The 25,615-nt window shown below is 60.7% G+C and carries 26 protein-coding genes; 9 read left to right on the top strand and 17 right to left on the bottom strand.

Annotated features, from left to right (window positions below; translation table 11 throughout):
- The first annotated feature begins 167 nt into the window (after nt 1–167).
- Both pdxY and JTP94_RS28585 read left to right on the top strand, forming a co-directional pair.
- Nucleotides 168–1,043 carry a pyridoxal kinase PdxY gene (gene pdxY / locus JTP94_RS28590; protein ID WP_204853805.1) on the top strand — a complete coding sequence of 292 codons (876 nt, stop codon included), beginning with the start codon at nt 168–170 and terminating at the stop codon, nt 1,041–1,043.
- Nucleotides 1,044–1,115: 72 nt separating this feature from the next.
- Entirely contained in the window at nt 1,116–1,757 is a 642-nt protein-coding gene (locus JTP94_RS28585; RefSeq protein ID WP_204853804.1) for a carbonic anhydrase, read from the top strand.
- A gap of 71 nt (nt 1,758–1,828) precedes the next feature.
- Here JTP94_RS28585 and JTP94_RS28580 read toward each other — a convergent pair whose 3' ends face one another.
- The 10 genes from JTP94_RS28580 to JTP94_RS28535 all read right to left on the bottom strand — a co-directional run bounded on the left by JTP94_RS28580 (nt 1,829) and on the right by JTP94_RS28535 (nt 11,381).
- Nucleotides 1,829–2,650 (bottom strand): lytic transglycosylase domain-containing protein, encoded by an 822-nt coding sequence (locus JTP94_RS28580; protein WP_204853803.1) that lies wholly within the window; start codon nt 2,648–2,650, stop codon nt 1,829–1,831.
- Between the two features lie 287 nt (nt 2,651–2,937).
- Nucleotides 2,938–3,972 carry an aspartate-semialdehyde dehydrogenase gene (locus JTP94_RS28575; RefSeq protein WP_204853802.1) on the bottom strand — a complete coding sequence of 345 codons (1,035 nt, stop codon included), beginning with the start codon at nt 3,970–3,972 and terminating at the stop codon, nt 2,938–2,940.
- Between the two features lie 373 nt (nt 3,973–4,345).
- On the bottom strand, nt 4,346–4,855 hold the full coding sequence (locus tag JTP94_RS28570; RefSeq protein WP_204853801.1) for a Dps family protein: 510 nt from the start codon (nt 4,853–4,855) through the stop codon (nt 4,346–4,348).
- A 295-nt stretch (nt 4,856–5,150) separates the two neighbouring features.
- Nucleotides 5,151–5,900, bottom strand: coding sequence for an SDR family NAD(P)-dependent oxidoreductase (locus JTP94_RS28565; RefSeq protein ID WP_204853800.1), 750 nt, complete (start codon nt 5,898–5,900; stop codon nt 5,151–5,153).
- A gap of 151 nt (nt 5,901–6,051) precedes the next feature.
- A complete protein-coding gene (locus JTP94_RS28560) occupies nt 6,052–6,342 on the bottom strand; it encodes a helix-turn-helix transcriptional regulator (protein ID WP_204853799.1) in 291 nt (96 codons plus the stop codon).
- Nucleotides 6,343–6,566: 224 nt separating this feature from the next.
- The gene (gene lpxE / locus JTP94_RS28555; RefSeq protein ID WP_204853798.1) at nt 6,567–7,322 is read right to left on the bottom strand and encodes a phosphatase PAP2 family protein; all 756 of its coding nucleotides are present in this window, start codon (nt 7,320–7,322) and stop codon (nt 6,567–6,569) included.
- A 207-nt stretch (nt 7,323–7,529) separates the two neighbouring features.
- Nucleotides 7,530–8,642, bottom strand: coding sequence for a 3-isopropylmalate dehydrogenase (gene leuB / locus JTP94_RS28550; RefSeq protein WP_204853797.1), 1,113 nt, complete (start codon nt 8,640–8,642; stop codon nt 7,530–7,532).
- A gap of 376 nt (nt 8,643–9,018) precedes the next feature.
- Nucleotides 9,019–9,837, bottom strand: a complete 819-nt coding sequence (locus JTP94_RS28545; RefSeq protein ID WP_204853796.1) for a sugar phosphate isomerase/epimerase — start codon at nt 9,835–9,837, stop codon at nt 9,019–9,021.
- A 509-nt stretch (nt 9,838–10,346) separates the two neighbouring features.
- Entirely contained in the window at nt 10,347–10,955 is a 609-nt protein-coding gene (gene leuD / locus JTP94_RS28540) for a 3-isopropylmalate dehydratase small subunit (protein ID WP_204853795.1), read from the bottom strand.
- A gap of 195 nt (nt 10,956–11,150) precedes the next feature.
- A complete protein-coding gene (locus tag JTP94_RS28535; protein WP_037195680.1) occupies nt 11,151–11,381 on the bottom strand; it encodes a hypothetical protein in 231 nt (76 codons plus the stop codon).
- A gap of 111 nt (nt 11,382–11,492) precedes the next feature.
- On the opposite strand from JTP94_RS28535, the gene JTP94_RS28530 reads away from it, so the two are divergent.
- Together JTP94_RS28530 and JTP94_RS28525 are read left to right on the top strand one after the other, a co-directional pair.
- Entirely contained in the window at nt 11,493–12,413 is a 921-nt protein-coding gene (locus JTP94_RS28530; protein ID WP_204853794.1) for a CoA ester lyase, read from the top strand.
- A gap of 28 nt (nt 12,414–12,441) precedes the next feature.
- Complete coding sequence (locus JTP94_RS28525; RefSeq protein ID WP_204853793.1) at nt 12,442–12,648, top strand: DUF1737 domain-containing protein; 207 nt, start codon at nt 12,442–12,444, stop codon at nt 12,646–12,648.
- A gap of 53 nt (nt 12,649–12,701) precedes the next feature.
- Here the strand turns inward: JTP94_RS28525 and JTP94_RS28520 are convergent, their stop codons facing one another.
- Nucleotides 12,702–13,139: a metallopeptidase family protein gene (locus tag JTP94_RS28520; protein ID WP_034510894.1), complete on the bottom strand. Its 438-nt coding sequence runs from the start codon at nt 13,137–13,139 to the stop codon at nt 12,702–12,704.
- A 163-nt stretch (nt 13,140–13,302) separates the two neighbouring features.
- On the opposite strand from JTP94_RS28520, the gene JTP94_RS35670 reads away from it, so the two are divergent.
- The 3 genes from JTP94_RS35670 to JTP94_RS28510 are packed head-to-tail and all read left to right on the top strand — an operon-like array spanning nt 13,303 to nt 19,188.
- The gene (locus JTP94_RS35670) at nt 13,303–14,253 is read left to right on the top strand and encodes an ImuA family protein (protein ID WP_246755396.1); all 951 of its coding nucleotides are present in this window, start codon (nt 13,303–13,305) and stop codon (nt 14,251–14,253) included.
- Between the two features lie 40 nt (nt 14,254–14,293).
- Entirely contained in the window at nt 14,294–15,721 is a 1,428-nt protein-coding gene (locus JTP94_RS28515) for a DNA polymerase Y family protein (protein WP_246755401.1), read from the top strand.
- Complete coding sequence (locus JTP94_RS28510) at nt 15,718–19,188, top strand: error-prone DNA polymerase (RefSeq protein WP_204853792.1); 3,471 nt, start codon at nt 15,718–15,720, stop codon at nt 19,186–19,188. The genes JTP94_RS28515 and JTP94_RS28510 overlap by 4 nt, the downstream gene beginning before the upstream one ends.
- A gap of 49 nt (nt 19,189–19,237) precedes the next feature.
- Here the strand turns inward: JTP94_RS28510 and JTP94_RS35965 are convergent, their stop codons facing one another.
- On the bottom strand, nt 19,238–19,480 hold the full coding sequence (locus JTP94_RS35965) for a hypothetical protein (protein WP_312038198.1): 243 nt from the start codon (nt 19,478–19,480) through the stop codon (nt 19,238–19,240).
- On the opposite strand from JTP94_RS35965, the gene JTP94_RS28505 reads away from it, so the two are divergent.
- Both JTP94_RS28505 and bfr read left to right on the top strand, forming a co-directional pair.
- Nucleotides 19,367–19,639 carry a (2Fe-2S)-binding protein gene (locus tag JTP94_RS28505; RefSeq protein WP_312038197.1) on the top strand — a complete coding sequence of 91 codons (273 nt, stop codon included), beginning with the start codon at nt 19,367–19,369 and terminating at the stop codon, nt 19,637–19,639. The two genes, JTP94_RS35965 and JTP94_RS28505, sit on opposite strands and share 114 nt — an antisense overlap.
- The gene (gene bfr, locus JTP94_RS28500; protein ID WP_075853386.1) at nt 19,605–20,090 is read left to right on the top strand and encodes a bacterioferritin; all 486 of its coding nucleotides are present in this window, start codon (nt 19,605–19,607) and stop codon (nt 20,088–20,090) included. Before JTP94_RS28505 ends, bfr begins: the two co-directional genes overlap by 35 nt.
- A gap of 45 nt (nt 20,091–20,135) precedes the next feature.
- Here bfr and JTP94_RS28495 read toward each other — a convergent pair whose 3' ends face one another.
- The 5 genes from JTP94_RS28495 to rlmH form a co-directional block, all read right to left on the bottom strand.
- Nucleotides 20,136–20,675 carry an RNA pyrophosphohydrolase gene (locus JTP94_RS28495; protein ID WP_204853790.1) on the bottom strand — a complete coding sequence of 180 codons (540 nt, stop codon included), beginning with the start codon at nt 20,673–20,675 and terminating at the stop codon, nt 20,136–20,138.
- Between the two features lie 15 nt (nt 20,676–20,690).
- A complete protein-coding gene (locus JTP94_RS28490; protein WP_204853789.1) occupies nt 20,691–21,866 on the bottom strand; it encodes a divergent polysaccharide deacetylase family protein in 1,176 nt (391 codons plus the stop codon).
- A 227-nt stretch (nt 21,867–22,093) separates the two neighbouring features.
- Complete coding sequence (locus JTP94_RS28485; RefSeq protein WP_204853788.1) at nt 22,094–23,422, bottom strand: S41 family peptidase; 1,329 nt, start codon at nt 23,420–23,422, stop codon at nt 22,094–22,096.
- Nucleotides 23,412–24,869, bottom strand: a complete 1,458-nt coding sequence (locus JTP94_RS28480) for a murein hydrolase activator EnvC (RefSeq protein WP_204853787.1) — start codon at nt 24,867–24,869, stop codon at nt 23,412–23,414. Before JTP94_RS28480 ends, JTP94_RS28485 begins: the two co-directional genes overlap by 11 nt.
- Before the next feature lie 182 nt (nt 24,870–25,051).
- Nucleotides 25,052–25,534: a 23S rRNA (pseudouridine(1915)-N(3))-methyltransferase RlmH gene (rlmH, locus tag JTP94_RS28475; protein WP_204853786.1), complete on the bottom strand. Its 483-nt coding sequence runs from the start codon at nt 25,532–25,534 to the stop codon at nt 25,052–25,054.
- Between the last annotated feature and the right edge of the window lie 81 nt (nt 25,535–25,615).

Raw genomic sequence — 25,615 nt, 5'->3', positions numbered from 1 at the left:
AAAGGTGTGATCTCGCCCCAAAGCAGATGACGTTGACGTGAAATTGCCGAACCCAGCTATTCAACAGAGGTTTTCATGACTTTGTGAAGCGCGGTTGACAGAGTGGCGCGAAAGGGATCATCAACGGCGCCATTGCAGTTTGAAGCCCTGAACTGGAAGTCACTATCATGTCGCAAAAGTCGGCCGGCGCCGTTATCGTCATCTCCAGCCATGTCGTCAGAGGTTCCGTCGGCAATCGTGCCGCGGTCTTTGCGCTGGAAACGCTTGGCCATCCCGTCTGGGCGCTGCCGACCATCGTCCTGCCATGGCATCCCGGCCATGGCCGTTCGACGCGGCTGACCTTCAACGAGGCGGATTTCGACCGCGCAGTTGACGATCTGATCGCCGCGCCCTGGCTGTCCGAGGTGAAGGCGGTGCTGTCGGGATATTTTGGCAATGCAGCGCAGGCGCATTCCGTTGCCCGGCTGGTGACGGCCTTGCGGGAGAAGAATCCCGATCTGCTCTATGCCTGCGATCCGGTCATCGGCGATGCCGGCGGGCTCTATGTGCCCGAAGCGACGGCGGAAGCGATCCGCGATCATCTGATCCCGCTGGCGTCGCTGGCAACGCCGAACCGCTACGAGCTTGCCTGGCTTGCCGGCGCGCCGCTCGAAGACAACAATGCCATCATGGAAGCCGCACTCGCCCTCGGGCCGTCGCGCATGCTGGTGACGTCGGCGGTGCCGATGATGGCCGGCGGCATCGGAAATCTCTATCTCAGCGGCCGCAGCGCCTTGCTTGCCGAGCATCGCAGCATCGAGAAGGCCCCGAACGGGCTCGGCGACCTGCTATCCGCCTTGTTTCTGTCGCGCCTGCTGTCCGGCATGGACGAGGAACGGGCGCTGCAGCTTGCTACAGCCAGCGTTTATGAGGTGCTGGCGCGCGCCGTCAAGCGCGGCAGCGACGAGCTGACGCTCGCCGCGGATGCGGCCAGTCTGTCGACGCCGATGGCGATGGTGCAGCTGCGGCACCTCATGCATCCGGCGCAGCGGCGGAAAAAATAGCGGCTTGAAGCGTCTGGAGCTTTTTGCAGTGCAATAGTTGCCATCGGCCGAAGTGCGCTGTAATCCAGTATCATGCAAAGCTTTCCTGACTCCCTTCTGAATGGCTATCGCAACTTCATGAGCGGGCGTTACGTCGATGAGCGCGAACGCTATCGCACTCTCGCCGAGCTCGGCCAGAACCCGTCGACGCTCGTGATTGCCTGTTGCGACTCTCGTTCCGCGCCGGAGATCATCTTCGACGCCGGCCCGGGAGAGCTCTTCGTCATCCGCAACGTCGCCAACATGGTGCCGCCCTATGAGCCCGATGGTAATTTCCATTCGACCTCGTCGGCGCTCGAGTTTGCGGTTCTGTCGCTCAAAGTCTCCGATATTGTCGTGATGGGTCACGGTCGCTGCGGCGGCATTCGCGCGGCACTCGATCCGAACGCCGAGCCGCTTTCGCCGGGTGATTTCATCGGCCGGTGGATGGGCCTCCTGAAGCCCGCTGCCGAGCAGATCCAGAGCAACGACATCATGACGCCGGCGGAGCGCCAGACGGCGCTGGAGCGCATCTCGATCCGCAATTCGCTCGACAATCTGCGCAGCTTTCCGGAGATCAAGGCGCGGGAAGAAGAAGGTAAATTGAACCTGCACGGCGCATGGTTCGATATTTCTACGGGGGAATTGTGGGTCATGGATCCCGAAACCCGCGATTTCATTCGGCCTGATGTCTAAGACGATAAATTTACTTCAATAAAAAAGCGCTGCGACCGACTGGTTCGCAGCGCTTTTTCGTTTGGTACAGCTTACTTGCCGTCGATCTGCTGGCCGATATAGGCGATCGCCTGCTGATAGACCCTAGCGTCGTTCCAGCCGGCGATGGCCGAGAAATTCGGCTCGCCGGGCTGATAACCAGCGCCTGGCTGCCAGCCATGGCCACGCAGGAAGTTCGCGGTCGAGGCCAAAGCGTCAGCGCGCGATCCCACAAGATCGACCCTACCGTCGCCATCTTCATCGACGCCGAAGGCGACGACGTTCTTAGGCATGAACTGCGTCTGGCCGATTTCGCCATGCGCGGCGCCACGGGCCGACGGGTTGAGATAGCCTTCGCCGACGAGCTTGAGAGCGGAGTAGAGCTGCTCGGTGAAGAATGGGGAACGGCGGCAATCATAGGCAAGGGTCGAGACGGCCGAGAGCGTATGCTGATCGCCCATGAAGCCGCCAAAACCGGTTTCCATGCCCCAGATGGCGATGATCGGCCCCGGGGGTACGCCGAAGCGCTTCTCGATCTTGGAAAAGAGCGCGGCATTGGCCTGCTTCATGCTCTTGCCGCGATTGATGATCGACTGGCCGCCGCGCTTCCTCATGAAATCTTCGAAGGAAAGCTTGAAGCTTTTCTGGCCGCGATCGGCGCGAATGGTCGGCTGATTGTAACGGACGTTGGCGAAGGCCCGGTCGAGAACGGAAGGGCTGACGCCCTGACCCTGCGCTTCCCGCTTGAATTCCTGCACCCAGTTCTCGAAGCCGGCGGAAGTGTTGCCGCAGGATGCCGCATTTGCGGCAATCGGCGTCACCAGCAACAACCCGCCCGCCACGAGAGTTGCCATTCCAGACTTTGTGATGCGCATTCAGTTTCCCCGAATTCTCACCGCGTCACAAACGCGGTAACCGTTTTTGAATGGCGCATAAGCCCTCCAATCCGGGCTCATGCGCGGTCTAGTCTTCACTGGACCATGCCAGCATCCGACCGTCCTGTCATTATCACATTTTAGCGACCGATGTTTTCGCTTCACGGGAAACATTACCGCCAAAGGCATTTGCAAAAGCCCCGCCTTTCGATGGGAAATGGCGAGGCTTCCGTTTAATCCTGCTTAGCTAGCGAAGATTTATAAACCGTAAATTGGTTTAGGAATGCTTATGCAGCCTGCTTGCGTGGCTTGATCAGGCCGCGGTTGATGAGCAGTTCGGCAATCTGAATGGCGTTCAGCGCCGCACCCTTGCGCAGGTTGTCGGAGACGACCCAGATATTGAGGCCGTTTTCAACGGTGGCATCCTCGCGGATGCGCGAAATATAGGTCGCGTCTTCGCCGGCGCACTCGTAAGGCGTGATGTAGCCGCCGTTTTCGTGCTTGTCGATGACGAGGCAACCTGGCGCTTCGCGCAGGATATCGCGAGCCTGATCGGCTGATATCTCGTTTTCGAACTCGATATTGACCGATTCAGAATGACCGATGAAAACCGGCACCCGGACAGCTGTGCAGGTGACCTTGATCTTCGGATCGAGCATCTTCTTGGTTTCGGCCAGCACCTTCCATTCTTCCTTGGTGTAGCCGTCTTCCATGAAGGCGTCGATGTGCGGAATGACGTTGAAGGCGATGCGCTTGGTGAATTTCTTGTTCTCGATCGGGTCGGCGACGAAGACGGCGCGGGTCTGGTTGAACAGCTCGTCCATGCCGTCCTTGCCGGCGCCGGAAACGGACTGGTAGGTCGAGACCACGACGCGCTTGATCTTGGCGAAATCATGTAGCGGCTTCAGCGCGACGACGAGCTGCGCGGTCGAGCAATTCGGATTGGCGATGATGTTGCGCCTGGTGAACTGCGTGATGGCGTCCGGATTCACTTCCGGCACGATCAGCGGCACGTCGGCGTCGTAGCGCCATGCGGACGAGTTGTCGATGACGACGCAGCCCTGGGCGCCGATCTTCGGCGAGTACTTCTTCGAGACATCGCCACCGGCCGACATAAGGCAAATGTCGGTGTTGGAGAAATCGTAGTTCTCCAGGTTGGAAACCTTCAGCGTCCGGTCGCCGAAGGAAACTTCGGTTCCCTGGGAGCGGGCGGACGCGAGCGCCACGACCTCATCGGCCGGAAAACCGCGTTCGGACAGGATGTTGAGCATTTCGCGGCCGACATTCCCGGTCGCGCCCGCTACTGCAACTTTGAAACCCATTTCTCAAGCTCTCTTTCTCTTCTCTCCTCTTTGGCGAGGGGGGAACTGCGGCCATGACGACCGGTTCCTGTCCCCGACCGAGCCGGGGAGAGAGCGGCAGGCCAGAGACGTCAGACGGTTTTCGTCGTCGTTTTGGCCTTGGTTTTGGAAGAAACCGGAAAATAGACATCCCGCCCGGCACATTCCGCCAGGTGACTGAAGCTGTCGATCTGTTCGAAGCTAACCATGGAAGTCTTCCTTTTCCGTCGCCGGTTCTAAGAGGTTTTCCACAGGAGTCAAGGATTTCCTCGCCTCCGCAGAAGCGGGAGCGAGGAAATCGGGGTTATGGCATCCCGCATGCGGCCGTTGTGTCCGAGGGCGGGCAGTGCCGCGGTCAGCGGTTGGTGTTGCGCGTGGCTTCGAACAGGAACCAGGTGCGGCGTTCCGTCTCGTCCAGCCAGTTCTCAAGCAGGCTGGCGGTGGCGATATCGCCATATTCGTCGCAGACGTCATGGGTCGCGCGGATCTCGGCAGCAAGCTTGAGGTTGTTATCCCCCAATTCGGCGAGCATGTCCTGGGGATCGACATATTCGGCATCATTATCGGGAATGCGCTGCAGCCTGGCAATATTGCCGATCGACCGCAACGTCGTTCCGCCGATCTTCCTGACGCGCTCGGCCATGGGGTCGGTCATGGCGAAGATCTGATCGCCCTGATCGTCCAGAAGCAAGTGATAGTCGCGAAAATGCGGACCGCTCATATGCCAGTGGAAATTCTTGGTTTTCAGATAGAGGGCAAAGACATCCGCCAGCAGCGCGTTGAGCGCTGCGGAAATATCGCGTGTCGCTTCTTCACTGAGATTGGTGCGGGTGCCCAGTTTCGATTTGGTGTTAGCGGTATTCATAAAGACGTCCTCCGTTTTTGATGTTCGCGACAGTGATCGCCGGCGGATCTTGAAGGAATTCGATGACATTCGCTGTTGCGTGGGATCGCATTGCAGACAGGATCTGTTTTGAGGTTTCGCGGACGAGATGTCGCTTCGCGGCACGGTCGACTGCGATGGCGTGCGGAAAACCCGAACATCTGCAGTAAATAGGAAAACGGGGTCGTTTTGCAATCATTCGCTAACATATTGGCTCGGCGCCATGGCCGGCCGAATAAAGCCGCCCTCCTCCTGGAGAGCGGCTTCGCCGTGAAGCCTATTTGAGGCCGCCGCCGGCGTAGAGGGTTTCCCCTGTCAGCCAGGCGGAATCCTGCGAAGCCAGGAAGACGGCGATCGGGGCGATGTCCGTCGGTTGGCCAAGGCGGCCGAGAGGCGTTTGCGAAACCATCTGCTTTTCGAAGTCGCTGCCGATGACGCCGGCCGCGATGACGCCCTCGGTCTCGACGGCGCCGGGCGAGATGGTGTTGACGCGGATGTTGCGAGGGCCAAGTTCCTTGGCAAGGATCTGGGTGATCGAGGTCACGGCCGCCTTGGTAGCGGTATAGACCGCGGTGGTCGGCAGGTTCATGGTGACGGCGGTCGAGGCGATGTTGATGACATTGCCGCCTTCCGGGCCGAAATACTTCACCGCTTCCTGTGTCGTCAGCAGCGTGCCGAGGACGTTGATGTTGAATTCACGATGGAATTCTTCCTCGGTGATCTCTTCCAACGTTGCAAATTTGTAGACGCCGGCGTTGTTGACGAGAATGTCGACGCCGCCGAAAGCCTGCTTCGCCTCTGCAAAGAGCCGCTTGACGTCTTCGGATTTTGAAACGTCGCCGTGGACGGCGAGCGCCTTGCCGCCTTTGGCGGTGATATCAGCAACCACTCTGTCGGCGCCTTCGCGGCTCGAGGCATAATTGACGATGACGGCCGCGCCTTCTTCGCCCATCGCCTTGGCGATGCCAGCACCGATGCCCTTGGATGCTCCGGTCACGATCGCGACCTTGCCTGTCAGCTTGCTCATGTTATCTCCTGTAGAGAATTATTAGACGATTTTATAATTGTCGAACTGTTGAGCGCATGCGACCCGAAAACCGATCCGCATCGTCCCTTTGATATTTAGATAACTATCTAACTGATACAAGAGCAGACGCTGATTGGTGCCGACGGAATTGTCAGATTCTGGAAAGCTCCGCCATGTAGGCGGCCAGGATGTCGCGTCGCAACACGAGGTTTGCGAATTTGCCTTCACGCTGGATCTCGATGAGACCGGCGTTTTCGAGTTCCTTGAGATGGTGGGAAATCGTCGCGGCGCTGACGGTGTGGCATTGGGTGAGGATGCTGCAGGGCATAGGCTCGGTTCGTGTGCCGATCTCCCTCAGGATCTGCACGCGGCGCGGCTCGGCAAGCGCCCGGGAAATCAATCCCAGCTGCCTTTCGCTTAGACGTATCGGGCCGGCATCCATGGTTTTTACCGCAAGTGGAAACGAAATCGGGTTGACCGCTTTTCGCGGCTGCCACCCTCCCAGATATATGAATGCCTGATGACCTTGGCAACCTTTGGGATGCGGTCAGGCATGAAGGCGTGCTCAGGCGAAAGGGAGTGTCCTACCCCGCCTGCCCCGTGCGGAGACCGATCCGGTGTTTTGACGGAGAATGCCGCAGGCGGCGCGATGGCCGCAGATCGATTTCAGATCAAAGGCTTGCTTGTCTTCAGCAGCGGCCATCTTGGCGTCGGCCAACCGGCATTGTCGATGCGGAAGAGCAGGCCGTAGCGGGAATAGACGATCGCCGTCATGAAGGAGAACCATCCGCCGAGCGCCAGGCCGGCAATGACGTCGCTCGGATAATGCGCACCGATCACGACGCGTGTAATCGCCAGCCAAAGCGCGCATGCGGCGAAGATATAGCGATAGCGCGGGCAAAGGAAGGCGAGTGCCACGAACAGCGCGCCGATGGTGGTCGCATGGCCCGACGGGAAGCTCTCGAAGCTGGCCCGGCCGTTGAAGGGCGAGAAGCCGAAGGGGCCCCAATCGGAAAAATGCGTGGGACGGGCGCGGCCGATGGCGCGTTTCAGCAGATTGGCAAGGAGACCGGAAAGCACGATGGTCGTCAGCAGATAGCCGCCGATCTGGCAGATGCGCAGCGCCTGGCAGCGACAGCGTTGCGAGTGGAGCAATCTGCTACCGGCCCAGCCCTCAAAGAACAGGAAGGCGCTGATGAGGATGATCCAGCCGGAATCGCCGAAATCGGTCAGCATTCCGCCGAAGAAGCGAATCGAGGGCGACAGGTTCTTGAGGGTTGCGCCGACAGGCCAGTCGAACAGCAGGGCGGAGAGAAGAACGATATTGGCCGTCAGGAAAAGACAGATCTTCCAATGGGATGGCGCAAGCCGCGCGTCGCTTCGCCGCCAACGCCTGTCGAGGGACGTCAAGATCGCCTGCATATCCACCGTCCGTCGTCGAACTTCCAATCAAGTCGATGACCACGCCTAGCAGGCTCCTGTAACAGTAATTTTAAGGTTGCCGGCAACCGATTCGCCGGGTGGAGGCTTCAGGGAGGTTTCATTGCAATCAACAGAAACCCCGCACTGCGCCAGCAGAGCGGGGTTGGTGTTTCACGTGAAATATAGCTGGCGATTTATGCTGACAATCTATGCTGACAAGGCCTTGAATTCGGCGAGGATGGCGTCGCCCATCTCGGCGGTGCCGACCTGGCGGCTGCCTGCCGACATGATGTCGCCGGTGCGGATGCCGCTGTCGAGCACGTTGGCGATCGCCTTTTCCAGCGCATCAGCATCAGCCACGAGGCCGAAGGAGTAGCGCAGGCACATGGCGAAGGAGGCGATCATGGCGATCGGGTTGGCGATGCCCTTGCCGGCGATATCGGGCGCCGAACCATGCACCGGCTCGTAAAGCGCCTTGCGCTTGCCGGTCTTGGCGTCGGGAGCGCCGAGCGAGGCCGAAGGCAGCATCCCGAGCGAGCCGGTCAGCATGGCGGCGACGTCGGAAAGCATGTCGCCGAACAGGTTGTCGGTGACGATGACGTCGAACTGCTTCGGCTGGCGAACGAGCTGCATGCCGCCGGCATCGGCGAGCATATGCTCGAGCTGCACGTCGGCATATTTTTCCTTGTGCGTCGCGGTAACGACCTGGTTCCAGAGCACGCCCGATTTCATGACGTTGCGCTTTTCCATCGAGCAGACGCGGTTGTTGCGGGTGCGCGCCAGTTCGAAGGCGACGCCGGCGATGCGCTCGATTTCATAGGTGTCGTAGACCTGGGTGTCGATGCCGCGTTTCTGGCCGTTGCCGAGATCGATGATCTCCTTCGGTTCGCCGAAATAGACGCCACCGGTGAGCTCACGGATGATGAGGATATCGAGGCCGTCGACCAGTTCCGGCTTCAGCGACGAGGCCGATGCCAGCGCCGGATAGCAGATGGCCGGGCGCAGGTTTGCGAAAAGCTGGAGATCCTTGCGCAGGCGGAGCAGGCCGGCCTCCGGGCGCACTTCGTAGGGCACATCATCCCACTTCGGACCGCCGACGGCGCCAAAGAGAACGGCATCGGCCGCCATTGCCTTTGCCATGTCGGCATCGGAGATGGCCGCACCATGCGCATCATAGGCGCTGCCGCCGACCAAGCCTTCATCGGTGGCAAAACCGGCGTTCTTCGCCTCGTTCATATAGGCGATGATCTTGCGAACTTCGCCCATGGCTTCGGGGCCGATGCCGTCACCCGGCAGGAGAAAGAGATTGCGTACCGTCATGGGAAAGCCTCCGCAAAAGAAACAGGTTGCGGGTTCTTAGACCTGCAAATACGGCTTTTCAAGCGAAGAAGGCGGCGAAACGGTACGGTTTTCGGGCTTTTGTGATGTCACCCGCCCTCGTGGTTCGAGACGGCCCTTCGGGCGTCCTTACCATGGGAGCTGATCTTTTTGCTCGGTCATGGGCCGCCCTGATCCTTCGACAGGCTCAGGATGAGGGCGGAGTGAGTTGCGAGTCGGGCGAGAGAGTTAGTCCTCATGGTGAGGCGGAGCGAACCGGAAGCCGGGCGCAAGAAACTAGCCTTCATGGTGAGGAGGCCCGCAGGGCCGTCTCGAACCACGAGGGCGGGTGGCTTGTGGCCCCCGCCCTTCCCGCGACTTACTCAGCCAGACCCAGCGAGGCCAGATAGGCTGCCGATGCCGGGATCTTTGACTTGTCCTTGATCTCGATGATCAGGCGCGGATTGCTGTCGAGCTTGGCAAGGGCGGCAAAGACGGCGCGCCAGTGAATATTGCCCTCGCCGAGGCTCCAGTGGCGGTCGGCATAGCCGTCGGCATCCTGCAGGTGGACGTGCTGCAGGCGGTTGCCGGCGGCGTGGACATAGTAGTCGACCGGCGGCGCGCCGGTGTAGCCATGGGCATAATGGGCATGGCCGGTGTCGATCGAAACGGCGACGGCGGTTGAATTGAAGCTGTCGGCGAGGCCGACGCGGATATGGGGATCCTTGTCCTCGATATTTTCGATGACCATGGTCAGCCCGATGTCTTCGGCGCGCTTCACCGCATCCTTGAGCGTCAGATGCGTATATTCGATGATCTTCTCGCGCTCGCCCTTGTTGTTGTCGAGGTTGTTGTAGGACCAGGACGTATAGGGGCTATGGATGACCATCTGCGTGGCGCCGATATTGGCGCAGACGTCGAGTGCCTGCAGGAGGCGCTTGGAAACGACGGCGCGGATCTCCGGATCCTGCGAGGCGATGACGAAACCCCAGAACGGGCCGTGGATGCCGAGACGGCCCTGATGGCCATCGAGCAGCTTGCGGGCACGCTCGGCCAGCGGCTGCCAATCGCCGTTCAGGATTTCGGCTTCGACGAAGCTCTGCAGTTCCAGATCGCGCGGCTTTTCGAGCAGCCAGTTGCGATGGGTTTCGACGTCGGAGAGCGTCATGGCGGCGCCGACAATGGGAAGGGTGGTCATGGAGAGGCTCCATTGTGTGGAGAAGAATTAGGGGCGGGAGGAGAGGCCGCAGCGGCCTCGGCACGCCTATATGGACCCCCTTCTTGTCGATCATATTACAGCGGGTGGAAAAGATGATGCCTGATCCGTTTTCCGAGATTTGCGTTCCCCGGTTCTTGAGCGTGTAATTGCGGGATAGTCCCCTCTCCGCGCTTGCGGGGAGAGGGTTAGGGTGAGGGGCTGTTTGCGAAGGTGGTAATTGCGTGGTCTCGCCGCCGCTCTAGCGGCGATGCCATCAGTTCTGGAAACCATTGTCGCTATTTGCGATGAATAACCTGCGGAGGCGGTCGAGGCGCCTGCCTTACAGCTCTTCCTGTGCGGAACAAATCGTAACTCCCCCTCATCAAGTCGATAGCCTGCGGCCCCTCACCCCAGCCCTCTCCCCGCTTGCGGGGAGAGGGAGTCCTCCGCATGAAAAAAGCCGGGCTGTAAGGCCCGGCTTCGACACGCAAATGTGATGATGAAATCGATCAGGCGGCCCAGGGATGAGCGGTGGCGTTCGACTTTTCGAACTTGTCGATCGCAGATGCCTTTTCCAGCGTCAGGCCGATATCGTCGAGGCCGTTCAGCAGGCAATGGCGCTTGAACTCGTCAAGTTCGAACTTGAGCGAGCCGCCGTCCGGGCCGGTGATTTCGAGGTTTTCCAGATCGACCGTCAGAATGGCGTTGGAGCCGCGCGAGGCGTCGTCCATCAGCTTGTCGAGGTCTTCCTGGCTGACCATGATCGGCAGGATGCCGTTCTTGAAGCAGTTGTTATAGAAGATGTCGGCGAAGCTGGTCGAGATGACGCATCGGATACCGAAGTCGAGCAGCGCCCAGGGAGCGTGCTCGCGCGAAGAGCCGCAGCCGAAATTGTCGCCGGCGACGAGGATTTTGGCATTCTGATAGGCCGGCTTGTTCAGCACGAAATCCGGGTTCGGCGAACCGTCTTCATTGTAGCGGGCTTCAGCGAACAACCCCGTACCGAGACCGGTGCGCTTGATGGTCTTCAAATAATCCTTCGGGATGATCATGTCGGTGTCGACATTGACGACCGGGAGCGGTGCTGCGACACCGGTCAACTTCACGAACTTGTCCATGGGGTCCTGCCTTCATTTTAGTCTAAGCACGAATTATCCTGCCAATAGAGCAAATCCGGCCCGAAATGAAGGAGAATCTTGGAGATGCTCTAAAACCGGCGCTTTGGTCGCAATCTGCCTTCAGGAACATGCCTGGGTATTGGTGCGAGCGCATTCGACAGCGGGCAATAGGCTGCCCCTGCCCTGTTTTCGGCCTCAGAGGTCGATGATCGTGCCGCGACCGTCGTTCCAGATGCGCATTTCGCGCTGGCTGTTCGTCTTGGCGCGCACCGGAGCCGGCTTCATGCGAAGCGAAATCGCACGGGCTGCCATAAGCACGGTCAGGATACCGCCGACGGCAAGCGTGAGCGAAACGGTAAACAGCGCCATGGCTGCAAACACGGTGATACCGGCAAGCGCAATGAACAGGGAACGGATATTCTGCATGGTCGAGACCTCTCTACTCATAGCAATGTGGTCCTGTTCTTTCTCATCTGCAAGAGGAGCGTGGCTTTTTGTTGACTTGCCTGTCGATTAAAAGCGCGGCAAAACGGCACTATGAGCCAATCCTATTCTTCCCGTCCCGCCCGTTTGCGCCGTTCGCTCCTGAGCGTTCCCGCCATCAACCGCCGCGCTCTGGAAAAGCTTGATAGCCTCGATTGCGATGCCGTCATCTTCGATCTCGAGGATTCCGTCTCGCCGGAGAAGAAGGCCGAGGCGCGGGAGAATTTGCGGGCATTTTTCGCCGCTTCGCCGCTCCCCGGAAAGGAGCGGATCATTCGCATCAATGCGCTTTCCTCCAATTTCGGTGCCGACGATCTGGAGCTGGTCCTCGCACTCGCGCCGGATGCGGTGCTGTTGCCCAAGGTGGACGAGCCGCAGGACGTGATTGATGTCAGCGACAGGCTCGCCGAGGCGGACGCGCCGGAAAACCTGCGCATATGGGCGATGATCGAGACGCCGCGCGGCATCCTGAATGCCGCTTCGATCGCCGAGGCCGGACGCACGTCGGGCAGCAGGCTCGATTGCTTCGTCGTCGGTCTCAACGACCTCAGAAAGGAAACGGGGGTACTGCCGCTGCCGCGCCGCGCCTATCTCGTGCCCTGGCTGATGCAGGTGGTGCTGGCCGTTAGCGCCTACGGGCTCGAAGCCATCGATAGCGTCTTCAACGATTTCAAGGATATGGAGGCGTTCGACGCCGAATGCGGCCAGGGCGCCGGCATGGGCTTTTCCGGCAAGATGCTGATCCATCCGAACCAGATCGAAGCCGCCAACCGGCATTTCGGCCCGGATGTAACAGCCGTTGCCGAGGCTGAGGCCATCATCGCCGCCTTCGCCGCGCCGGGCGCTGCCGATCTCAATGTCGTGAACCTCGGCGGGCGGATGGCGGAGCGGCTGCATCTTGTCCAGGCGGAGAGACTGGTTCATAAAGCTCGCCTGATCGCAGCACGCCATCGCCCTTCGACACGCTCAGGGTGAGGGCTGATATCCTACGAAAGACGCTTTAATGAAACTCTATCGCTTCCTCACCGGACCCGACGACGCTTCCTTCTGCCACAAGGTGTCTGCGGCGTTGAACAAGGGCTGGGAACTGTCGGGCTCGCCGACCTATGCCTTCAATGCCGCAAGCGGCCGGATGGAGTGCGGCCAGGCCGTCATCAAAGAAGTCGCGGGCAAGGATTACGATCCTGAGATGAAACTTTCGGAGCAATAAGTACGGGGTACCTCGTGCCCTTTCCCTGACCGTCCTGCGGTCGGGGTCTGATGTCAGCGGTCCGTCGCTTCTTCCGCGCTTTCCTCGATGCGTTCCATATCCTCGTCGCTCAGGCCGAAATGGTGGCCGATCTCGTGGATCAGGACGTGGGTGATGATGTCGCCGAGGGTTTCCTCGTTTTCCGCCCAGTAATCGATGATCGGCCGGCGATAGAGGCGGATCTTGTTGGGCATCTCTCCGGTCTGGGCGGTGAAGCGCTCCGATATGCCGCGCCCCTCGAACAGGCCGAGCAGGTCGAAGGGGGTCTCCAGCGCCATGTCCTCGAACACATCGTCATCGGGAAAATCCTCGATGAGAATGATGAGATTGCCGGTGAGCGAGCGAAATTCGTCCGGCAAGTGGCTGTAAGCCTCCATGGCCAGAGATTCGAATGTGCTGATTGAGGGCGCGTGGCGGTCCCGCCAATCCTCGCTCTGGTCAATGCGAGCCATGAATGCTTCCTTCCTTCGCTGGTCATATAGAGCCTTTGCGCCGCTTTTACGAGTGCGGAATAAGGCAAAGGAATATTTTCTTATAAAATGGTGTTGACTCTTTTTCCGACCTCTGGAATCCATAAGAACATAACAGGAACATAAATGATCTGGAGCTAACGTCATGGCCGAAGCCGCCGTGGCGCGGGAAACGCTTTTTGCCCTGCGTGAAACTATTGCCCGACTTGAAGGCAGGCCTATACCGGCGCTGGCTGCGGCGGCGCATGAAACGCTGGCGGAGAAGGCGAGACCCGGTTCTGCAGGTGTTGCCCAGCCATTGCTTGCGACCGGGGTCGACGACCTCGATGCCGCGATGCAGGGCGGGGTTCCCCTCGATGCACTGACGGAAATCCGCTCGCTGGGCCTGCGCGATGCCGGGGCGGCCAGCGGCTTCACCCTTGCTCTTGCCGCGCGGCTTCATGCGCAAGTGGCCGGCACGGGTGCTGCCATATCTCCGGTTCTGTGGATCGGCGATACGGTCGCGACGATGGAGGCGGGCCTGCCCTATGCCGTCGGTATCAGGGATTTCGGATTGGAGCCGGCGGCATTCCTGCAGGCATCGCCGCGCAAGCTGGAGGAAGCGCTCTGGCTGGCGGAAACAGCGCTCGGCAGCGCCGCCTTTGCGGTCGTCATCCTGGAGGTGCGCGGCAATCCCACCCGCTTCGGGCTGACCGAAAGCCGGCGGCTGGCGCTGAGGGCCAAGGCGGCGGAGCGGCCCTTGTTTCTGTTGCGGCAAGGAGGCGAGGAGGAGGCAAGCAGCGCCCTCTTCCGCTTCTCTGTCGAACCCGCGCCGGCGCAGGCGCGGCCCCTGCCGGACGGATCGATGCTTGGCGGCAGCATCGGTCATCCGGCCCTTCGTCTCACCTTGGAAAAGAGCCGCAATCCGGCGCCCTTTTCCATAACCCTGGAGTGGAATCCCCATGACCGCCGCTTTGCCCCTGTCCCCGATGCTCAGCACCCTGCCTTTCCCGGCGAACACGCAGCGCATTCTGGCGCTGACCTTTCCGCATCTGCCCACCGACCGGATCGCCCGCAAGCGATGGGGCCTGTCCTGGCGTTCGACAGGCCGGCTTGAAACGCCGCCGCTCGCCTGCGCCGGCAAGCTGAACAATGCCATGCGGCTTACCGCGCTCAACGAGCGGGCGGAGATGATCGGGCTGAAGCCGGGTCAGGGCGTGGCCGAGGCGAGGGCAATCTGCCCTGCCCTCGATGTCATCGAGGAAGATCACGTAGCGGATCGCAAGCTGCTGGAAGCGATCGCCGACTGGTGCGATCGCTATACGCCGCTGGTGGCGATCGACGGCAAGGATGGGTTGTTTCTCGATATTACCGGCTGTGCCCATCTCTTCGGCGGCGAAGAGGCGCTGCTTGAGGATATATTGATCCGGATTTCCCGGCTGGGGCTCGATGTGCGCGGCGCCATTTCCTCGGCGCCCGGCCTGTCCTGGGCGGTCGCCCGTTTCGAGGAAAGCCGCATCATTCCCCCTGAAGCCATGGAGGAGGCGCTGGCGCCGCTGCCCGTGGCTTCGCTGCGGCTCGGCGAGGAGACCATCGCCGCGTTGCAGAAGCTGGGGTTGAAGCAGGTGGGCGATCTTCTCATCGCACCGCGCGCACCGCTTGCCCGCCGTTTCGGCGCGCAGCTGCTGTTGCGGCTTGATCAGGCCGTCGGCCTGGTCGAAGAGCCGATTTCGCCGCGCCGGCCGGTCGCGCAATTGTCTGTCGAGCGCCGGCTTGCGGAACCGATACAGGCGGAAGCCGATATTCTGCAGCTCGCCCGCCAGCTTGCCGAAACGCTGAAACCGGGGTTGGAAGCGCGTGGTGTCGGCGGCCGCTCCTTCGAGCTTTTGCTGTTCAGGGTGGATGGGGCGGTATTCCGCATTGCCGCCGGGGCATCGCAGCCGCTGCGGGAACCAAGGCGGATCGCCAGCCTGTTTACGGAGCGCTTTACCGCCATTCATGACGATCTCGATGTGGGATACGGTTTCGAGATCGTCCGCCTGAATGTCCTGCAGCATGCGCCCTTCGACGCGATGCAAGGCGATTTCGTCGCGGAGGACCGGCAGGGCACGTCGCTCGCCGCCTTCGCCGACCGGGTTGCGGCGCGGCTGGGACCGGATTGCCTGCAGGGTTTCGAGCTCAGGGAAAGTCATATTCCCGAAAGGGCCGCTCGACCGGTGCCCGCCATGGACATTCTTGCCGCTCGCAGGCGGACGGGCAGCAACTATGCCGGCCGCGGCTTTTTCCGCGGTGAGCGGCCGTTGCGGCTGTTTCGCATGCCGGAGCTGATCGAAACTGTTGCCGCCGAAGTGCCTGACGGCCCGCCCCGGCAGTTCCGCTGGCGGCGTGTCATGCACCGGGTCCTGCGCGCCGAAGGGCCGGAACGGCTTTCGGCGGAATGGTGGATCGAGGAAAAGGAAACGCCTGCCCGTGATTATTTCCAGGTCGAAGACGAGGAGGGCCATCGTTTCTGGCTGTTCCGCAAGGGGCTTTACGGCCAAGGCGGGACGGCGCCGGACTGGTACATGCATGGAGTTTTCGCATGAACGCGCGTCCGAGCTTTCACGAACCGGCGCCCTTCTTCGAGATCGGGGTGAGAACGAACTTCTCCTTTCTCGAAGGTGCCTCGCATCCGGAGGAGATGGTGGTACAGGCTGCCCTCCTGAAGCTTTCCGGATTTGGAATTGCCGACCGCAATTCGGTTGCCGGCGTGGTCAAGGCGCATGCGCATACCAAGCTTCTCCAGGCGGACTATGAGAAGACCGTTAAGGAAAACATTGAACTTCGAGCCAAAGGGAAACCGGAAAAGCCGCTCCTGAAGCCGGTCGCTTTCCAGCCCGGCGCTCGCCTGGTCTTTTCGGACGGCACACCCGACATTCTCGCCTATCCGCAAAACCGCAAGGGCTGGGCGCATCTCTGCCGGCTGTTGAGCGCCGGCAATCTCAAGGCTGAGAAAGGCTCCTGTAAGCTTGAAGAAGCCGACCTGATGGAATGGGGTGACGAGATGATGCTGGCGATCGTTCCCGATGCCGAGAGCGTCGAGACGACGGAAGGGCAGCAGAGGCTTGAGCAATGCCTGGCGCGGCTGTGGATGCGCTTCGGCAGGAAGCTCCATATGGTCTTGTCGCCCGCCTATGACGGGCGGGATCGGATGGTCTTTGCCACGCTCTCCATCATCGCATTGCGCAACGGAGTGCGGCTGATCGCCAGCAACCAGCCGCTCTATCACGCGACCGAACGCAAGCCGCTTGCCGACATCGTCGTTTCGATCCGCGAGCATGTGCCGATCGCCGAAGCTGGCTTCAGGCTCGCTGCCAATGCCGAACGTTATCTGAAGGGTGCCGCCGAGATGGCGCGCCTTTTCAGGGATTATCCGAAGGCGATCGCCAATACGCAGAAGTTCTTTAGTCGGCTGTCTTTTTCGCTGGATGAGCTGAAGCATAATTATCCTGACGAAAGCGTTGATGGCGAAACCGTTGAGGAAACGCTGAAGCGGCTGACATGGGAGGGCGCGAGATGGCGTTATCCCGAAAAAATTCCCGATGAGGTCGTGAAACAGATCAATGATGAGCTCGCTCTTATCCGTGAGCGGCAATATGAGCCCTATTTCCTGACGGTGCGTCGCATCATGGAGTTTGCTCGTAGCCAGAATATTCTGTGTCAGGGGCGCGGTTCAGCCGCCAACTCCGTGGTCTGCTATTGTCTCAGGATCACGGAAGTCAATCCGAAGATTACGACGCTTCTATTCGAGCGTTTCATCTCGACGGAACGCGAGGAGCCGCCGGATATTGACGTCGATTTCGAGCATGAGAAGCGTGAACAGGTTATCCAGTTTATTTATGACCATTATCACATCGAGCATGCCGGCCTGACGGCGGCGGTCACCAGCTATCGGGCACGCTCGGCCGGGCGTGAAGTGGCCAAGGCCTTCGGCCTATCGGAGGATGTGCAGTCAGCTCTTGCCAGCGGCGTCTGGGGCTGGTCGACGGAGGAGCTGTCGGATCGAGAGGCTAAGCTCGCCGGTCTCGATCTCACCGACATGACGACACGGAACGTCCTTTCCTATGCCACGACGCTGATGGGGTTTCCGCGGCACCTGACCCAGCATGTCGGCGGTTTCGTCATCACCCGGGACCGGCTGGACGAAGTGGTGCCCATCATGCACACGGCGATGGACGATCGCTACATGATCGAGTGGAACAAGGACGATCTCGATAACCTCAATATATTGAAGATCGACGTTCTGGCGCTCGGTATGCTGACCTGTCTCGCCAAGGCCTTCGATCTGCTGCTGTTGCATTACGACGTGAAGAAGCAACTCGCCGATCTTGGTTACGCCAATTACCCCGATGGCAAGCCGGTCTATGACATGATCTGCCGCGCCGATACGATCGGCGTCTTCCAGATCGAAAGCCGGGCGCAGATGAGCATGCTGCCGCGTCTCAGGCCCCGCGAATTCTATGATCTGGTCATCGAGGTGGCGATCGTTCGCCCCGGCCCGATCCAGGGCAATATGGTGCATCCCTATCTCAAGCGGCGGGAGGCTGATCGGGCGGGAAAGGAGCTCGATTATCCAAGTCCAGAGCTGAAGGAGGTTCTGAAGCGAACGCTGGGCGTTCCCCTGTTTCAGGAGCAGGCCATGCAGATCGCGATTACGGCAGCAGGGTTTACGCCTGCGGAGGCTGACAAGTTGCGCCGAGCGATGGCGACGTTCAAGCGAACCGGGACCATCCACACCTTCGAGGAGAAGATGATCAGTGGCATGGTCGCGAAGGAGTATGATCGTGAATTCGCCAAGAATTGCTTCGAGCAGATCAAGGGCTTTGGCGAATACGGCTTCCCCGAAAGCCATGCGGCTTCGTTTGCCTTGCTCGTCTACGCCTCTTCCTGGCTGAAGACCTATTATCCCGATGTCTTCTGCGCGGCGATCCTCAATGCCCAGCCGATGGGCTTTTATGCGCCGGCGCAGCTGGTGCGCGATGCGCGCGAGCATGGCGTCGAGGTGCGGCCGGTGGATGTCAATCATTCCCGCTGGGACTGCCTGCTGGAGGAAGCGCGCTTCGATCAAGATGCGATCGAGCCGCGCCATGCGTCGATGCGCGACCACATCAAGACGAACCGTGCCGTCCGCCTCGGTTTCCGGCAGGTCAAGGGCCTGTCGGATGAGGAGATGGAACAGCTCGTCGAGCGTCGCGGCGATGGCTATCGGTCCGTGCGCGATCTCTGGCTGCGCTCCGGGCTTGCCAAGTCGCAGATCGAGCGCCTGGCGGATGCCGATGCTTTCGCTTCCATCGGCTTGAGCCGGCGTGAGGCGTTATGGGCGGTACGGGCGCTCGATGCCGGCAGCGCTGCGGAAACACTTCCCCTCTTCGATCTTGGCGACCATGCGGAACTGCAGGTCGAGCCGGCTGTCGCGCTGCCCGAGATGCTGCCCGGCGAGCAGGTTATCGAGGACTATCGCTATCTGTCGCTGTCCCTGAAGGCGCACCCGGTTTCGTTCCTGCGTGCCGACTTCGCCAACATGGGCATCGTGCAGAACCGGGATTTGCCCAATGTGGCGAATAGACGGATGGTGACGATCGCGGGTCTGGTGCTGGTACGCCAGCGGCCGGGTTCGGCCAAGGGGGTGATCTTCATGACGCTGGAAGACGAGACCGGCGTCGGGAATGCGATCGTCTGGCCGAAAATATTCGAGAAATATCGCGCCATCGTCATGGGTGCGCGGCTGGTGAAGATTCGCGGTCGCCTGCAAAGCGAGAGCGGCGTCATCCATGTGGTGGTCGACTACATCGAGGACATGACCGCGGCGCTCGGTATTCTGCAGCGCGAGGCACGGCGTTTCGGCGTCAGCGACCGGGCGGACGAGGCGCTGCGGCCGACGATGGACCACCGACAAAAGAAGAGGCGTGTATCGCCCGACCCGCTGGAGCGCGATGCCGGGGCAGCGACGGAAGGCCGCACCGATATTGTCGAAACGGCGAAGGTGATGCCGCGAGGCCGCAACTTTCATTGAAATGCAAGGGTTTGCATCCGGGGGCATGTGCCACCGGTTTCGCCTGCCATCAAAATGAATCGTTTCTTTCTTGACAAAGGGCGTCTTCTTTAGCAGATAACAAGACAGCGGATGTCATGTTTGACGGGCTGAGCGAAGAATGCTGGTTTGTAGCTGTAATTACATCACCGACAAGGAAATCCGGGAGGTCATCACCGAACTCCTCGATGAGGACTGTTGGCAGCTCATCGTCCCCACCAAGGTTTATCACGCCATGTCGAAGCGCGGTCGCTGCTGCGGCTGTTTCCCGAATGTCGTTGATATCATTATACAGACAACCGAGGATTATCATGCCCGTCGCCACTCGACGGAAGCCGAAATATTTGATTTCATGTCCCGCTTGAAAAAATTTCATGAAGACAGCAGGAGAGCGGACATTGAAAGGCGACAAAAAAGTCATCGAGCGGCTTAACGAGGCACTGTTCCTCGAGCTTGGCGCAGTCAATCAGTATTGGGTCCATTACCGACTTCTCGAAGACTGGGGCTACACCAAGCTGGCCAAGAAGGAGCGTGCGGAATCCATCGAGGAGATGCAGCACGCAGACCGCCTCGTTGCCCGCATCATCTTCCTTGAGGGACATCCGAACCTGCAGACGCTGGCACCGCTGCGTATCGGCCAGAATGTCAAGGAAGTGCTGGAGGCCGATCTCGCCGGCGAATACGACGCCCGCACGGCCTACAAGAAATCGCGCGACATCTGTCATGACGCCGGCGACTATGTCTCGATGAAGCTGTTCGAAGAGCTGCTGACGGACGAGGAAGGCCATATCGACTTCCTGGAAACCCAGCTCGAGCTGCTCGGAAAGATCGGCGAAGCCAAGTACGGCCAGCTGAACGCAGATTCTGCCGATTCCGCAGAATAACCGGTATTACGAAGCCGGCCGCTTTTTCAGCGGCCGGACCCCCGTTCAGTCTTCAGCCTTCAGGCTCGCCAGATGCTGGAATTCGGCGACGACCTGTTCGTAGACCGATCGCTTGAAGGCGACGATGAGGCCGGGAAGCGTTGCCATGGGCTTCCATTCCCAGGCGTCGAATTCCGGGTCATGGCCGCCCGGCGGTGGGTTGATGGCGATTTCGCTTTCGTCGCCGTCGAAACGGAAGGCGAACCAGCGCTGGGTCTGGCCGCGGAATTTCCCTTTCAGGCCGATGCCGATCAGCTGCGAAGGCAAATCGTAGTTGATCCAGTTCTTCGCTTCGGCCAGTAGGGTCACCGTCTTCATCCCGGTTTCCTCATAGAGCTCGCGATAGGCGGCCTCCAGCGGATCTTCGCCCGCGTCGATGCCGCCCTGCGGCATCTGCCAAAGCTGCGGAGAGCCGTCATATTCGGAATTGCCGATCGGAATGCGCCGGCCGGCCCAGACCAGGCCATCGCGGTTGAGCACCATGATGCCGACGCAAGGGCGGTAGGGCAGGTCTTCGGCCTTCACGGGCGCGTGGGGCTTGCTCATCTTTCTCTCCAAAGATCAGGGATGCTTGGGGTCGTCGGCAAGCGCCGAGACCGCGACGATTTCGATGCCGCGCATGGCGGCTTCCTCACTCCACTTGCTGATGGCGTCGACGCTCTCGTCGAAGGCGGAGGCGACGCCGATCGCCGAACCGTTGCGCCGGGCGATGCGCTCGAGCTCGTCGAGTTTCTTCATGATCGCATCCTGCTGCAATTCTCCGTCGAGCTGCACGTCGGCAAAGGCATGCGGCACCTCCAGCGTCTTGGCGAGCGTCCCGGATTTCGATTGCGCGGAAGAACCGTCGTCGAGGAAGAGCAGGCCGCGCTTGCCGATGTCGCGCAGTACCGGCTCCATGGCGCCGGTGTTGGAAAGGAACCGGCCGCCGAGATAGTTCATCACACCGGTATAGTTGGTGATCTCGCCCATCGCCTTGTGCAGGTTGTCGATATTCTTCGCGGCGGATAACGATGTCAGGAGCGTGTCGGGACCCGGATTGTTGCCCGGGTAGTCGAAGGGTTCGAAAGGCACCTGAATCAGGATCTCGTGGCCGCCGCGCCGCGCATCCTGCATCCAGCGCTGCAGGCTGTTGCCGCTGGCCGCAAAGGCGAGCGTTATCTCTTCCGGCAGCTTCTCGATGGCGCGCTGGGTGCCGGTCTGGCTAAGGCCGAGGCCGCTGACGACGATGGCGACGCGCGTGCCGCGCGCACCGGACCAGGGCCTCGCATATTGATCCATTGGCCTCAAGCCGCTCGGTCCCGTGATCGGCAACTTGCCGAAGGGCGAGTTTTCCAGCAGGTTGTCGTTCGGCGTTGCCGCCATGCGCGGGTCCTGGCCGACCTGGTTGGTGTTGATCAATACTGGGCCGTTGCCATCGCGATTGTTGGGGCTGAACATCGTGACGACGGAACCGTCACCGGTGACGATGCGCGAGGTATTGGCGCCGGATTGCGGATCGACCTGCGTCAGGCCCGTTGCCGCCGGCTTCTCTTCGACAGCGGGCGCGGGTTCTTCCTTCTTGGCGGTCTCGATCGGCTGGGTTTTCTTGAGATCGTCGCGCAGCAGCGCCGAATAAAGGGAAAAGCCGGCGATGGCGATCAGACAGAAGCCGCCAAGAATGCGCCCGAAGGGCGGCAGTCTCCGCTGACGGCCGGGGCCGCGATTCTGTCCCAGCGGTGCATGCAAATCCGTTCCCAAAGTCCGTATCCGCCCCAAACGGGAAATTGTTCCGGCCCTGAGCATTCCGCTTTCCAGCGTTGTCACCACAACGGAAAACCGTGCCTCAGGCTCAAAGTGTCAAAACATGAACGAAACAGCCTTTGAACGAGACCACGCTCGTTCGATCGAGAAGAGCGGAACGATACGCAAGTTCCGCTCCCTCCTTATGAAAGCGCCGGGTCTGTTTCCAGCCCGGCGCCATTTCCTTACTTGGAGGAAACTGCCTTTTCCGGGTTCGGCGGGAAGGACGGATCCGTCTTGCTGCCACGCAGCAGGTCGAGCGCGTAGTTGAGCTGGATATCATCCTTCGGATCCGGCGGCACATAGGCCGACGAGCCGGAGCCCTTGTCGGTTTCGCTCTGGCCCTTGATGTGGCCCGGAAGGCTCGATTCGCCTTCTGTTGTCAGCTTGCCCTTCAGATCGTCCGGCAGCGGCTGGTCGACCTTGACGTCGGGCGTAATGCCGGTGCCCTGGATCGAGCGGCCCGACGGCGTGTAGTAGAGCGCCGTCGTCAGGCGAAGCGCGCCGTTGCCGTCACCCAGCGGGATGATCGTCTGGACGGAGCCCTTGCCGAAGGACTGGGTGCCAAGGACCGTGGCGCGACGCAGATCCTGCAGAGCGCCCGCGACGATTTCCGAAGCTGAAGCCGAACCGCCGTTGATGAGCACGATGATCGGCTTGCCATCGGTCAGGTCGCCCGGGGTGGCGTTGAAACGGCGGGTCTCGTCCGGATTGCGGCCGCGGGTCGAAACGATTTCGCCACGCTCGAGCACGTCGTCGGCGACGTTGATCGCCTGGTCGAGCAGGCCGCCCGGGTTGAGGCGCAGGTCGAGAACATAGCCCTTCAGCTTGTCGGCCGGGATATCCTTCTTGATCTTGGCGATCGCGGATTCGAGGTCGGGCGTGGTCTTTTCCGTGAAGGAGATGATGCGGATATAGCCGACATCGCCGCCTTCTTCACGCGACTTGATCGCGGCAACAGCGATCACGTCACGGACGATGGTGAGCTCGATCGGCTTGTCGGCACCCTTGCGCATGAGCGTCAACTTGATCGGCGTCTTGACCGGGCCGCGCATCTTCTCGACAGCGTCTTCCAGCTTCAGGCCGCGCACGGACTGGCCGTCGATGGCGGTGATGTAGTCGCCAGCGAGGACGCCGGCCTTGGCGGCGGGCGTGTCGTCGATCGGGGTGATGACCTTGACGAGATCGTTGTCCATCGTGACTTCGATGCCGAGACCGCCGAATTCACCCTTGGTCTGGGTGCGCATGTCTTCGGCATCCTTGGCATTCATGTAGCTCGAATGCGGATCCAGTGAGGACAGCATGCCGTTGATCGCGGACTCGATCAGCTTGTCTTCCTGCGGCGGCGTCACGTATTGGGCACGAACACGCTCAAAGACATCGCCGAAAATCGACAATTCCTTGTAGGTGGACGCGCCAGCGGCTTCCGCCGGCACGACCGCCGTGTAGATAACGCCCATCGCTGTCGCACCCATCAATGCGCCAACGAGAACAAGAGAAGCCCTACGTATCATTGCGTGCCTTTCCAGTGTCTTTGGAGGTCCACCAGGGTCGAGAATCGACCGGCTTCCCATCTTTTCTGAATTCAATGTAAAGCGTTGGCCGATCCGTTTCCAGCGCCAATGCGGTCGCGCTCGCGACTCTTTTTTGGCCCATCACGGCGAGCGGCTCGCCGGCGAAGACAAATCTGCCCGGACGCGTCTTGATCGCGTCCATTCCCGACAGCACCATGTGGTAGCCGTCGCCCGTATCTAAAATGATCATCTGGCCGTAGCTGCGAAACGCGCCGGCGTAAACGACCGTGCCATCGGCGGGAGCGGTGACAAGCGCATCGGGGCCGGTCGCAATGGTTGCTCCCATCGCCGTGTGGCCCGTGCCGTCGTCGTCGCCGAACTGGCGGAGAATATCGCCCGCCACAGGCAACTCCAACTTCTGTTTAAGATCGGAGAAGGGATATGCGGGCGCAATGCGGTTTTTATCGGGCACGCCGTTCTCGGCCAAGGCCTTTGCCTGCTCGCGCTGCTGGTCGGTCAATTGCCCCCTGCGGGCCTCCTCCGCCCGGGCAGCGGCCGCTGCATCCCGGACCGAGCCGATCTGGCTTTCCAGCGAAGCGACGAGCCCTTCGAGGCTGGTCGCCTGGCCTGCAAGCTCCTCGGCGCGCTTGCGTTCGGCCTCGAGCTGGGTGGCATTTTCCTTGCTGTGCTTGTCGTTCTCGGCGACCAGCAGGTCCATGCGCCGCTCCTCCTCCAGACTGTTGGTCATGGTGGCGGTGAGACTGGCCTTTTCGGCAGCGGCGTCGGCATGCAGTTTGCTGAGGTCGGTCAGGTCGGCGATGAGCTTGTCCGTTTCCTTGCGCATTCCGGGCACGACCGCACCGAGAAGAATGGCGCTGCGCACAGAGGCGAGCGCATCATCCGGTGTGACCAGGAGCGCCGGCGGCGGATTGCGACCCATGCGCTCCAGCGCGCCCAGAACCTCGGCCAGCAGGGCGCGGCGGTCGTGCAGGGAGGCGCGGATCTTGTCCTCCTTGAGTGCGAGATCCGTCAACGTCTTCTCGCTCTGCTGGATCTTCCTATCCATTTCCTTGCGGCGGGCGGCGCTGTCGATCAATGCCTGGCGCAGGCTGGTGGTGCTCTTGTCGAGCGAGGCGATGCTGTCTTCCAGCTCCTTCTTCTTGTCGGAGGAAAGGTTGATCGTCTTCGACAGCGTCTCCAGTTCGGCACGGGTCTCGTCGCGCTTGCGGGCGAGTTCGGCGGCCGGGTCGGGGGCCTGTTGCGCAGGCGTAGTGGACGCTGTCGTCGAAGGACGTTCGTCGGGCGCTTGTGTCGTGCCGGCACCGGCCTCCTGCGCCAGGGCCATGTCCTTGAGAGAAAACGGACCTGCCACATAGATGCTCACGCCAAAGCATGCGGCCAAAGATGGCAGCAGAAGCCGGGAAAGCATGGGCGGGGCTTTTCTCATCCAGTCGGTTCGGGCCTGGTCCCTTCGGATCGCGTGAAAATAAGCCGATTTGCCGCGATCAGCTAGGAAGCATCGTCATTTTTGAAGCGGGAATCAAAACACGCCTGTGTGAGCGTTTCGTTAACGCAAAATGACCGAAAGCCAAACTGTTTTCGAAGGAGGCAAGTTGCCGCGATTGGAGGTCAGACCCGGTGATAGGGATGGCCGGAGAGGATGGTGACCGCGCGGTAGAGCTGTTCGGCAATGAGGATGCGCACGAGCTGGTGCGGCCAGGTCAATTTGCCGAGGCATATGGTCATGTCGGCCTTGTCGTAGAGAGAGGGGTCGAGCCCGTCGGCACCGCCGATGGCGATCGTCAGGTCGCGCTTGCCCTGATCGCGGAACGTTCCGAGCATGGCGGCGAAGGCTTCGCTATCAAGCGCCTTGCCGCGTTCGTCGAGCAGGATGAGAACGCCGCCTTCCGGATGCGCCTTTTGCAGCAGAGCCGCCTCCTCGCGCTTGCGGGTCTCGCCATTGGAGGCACGGCTTTCGGCGACCTCGGTCATGCGCGCCAGCTCCAGGCCGATTGCCGGCCCGGCCTTGGCGAAACGATCGAGATAGCGAGCCGCAAGATCCTTTTCAGGGCCGGTTTTCAACCGTCCCACGGCAAAAAGACCTATCCGCATTCCCGCTCCCAAGCCTACCGCCATGATGGCGGCACAAAACCAAACTCTTGCCGGACAGTCATGTCCGGCGATACGAAGCTG

This window comes from Martinezella lusitana, from assembly GCF_016901135.1.
Taxonomy (GTDB): domain Bacteria; phylum Pseudomonadota; class Alphaproteobacteria; order Rhizobiales; family Rhizobiaceae; genus Rhizobium; species Rhizobium lusitanum_D.
Note: the sequence above shows the minus strand (reverse complement) of the source record. Positions and strands in the feature narration are given on the sequence as shown.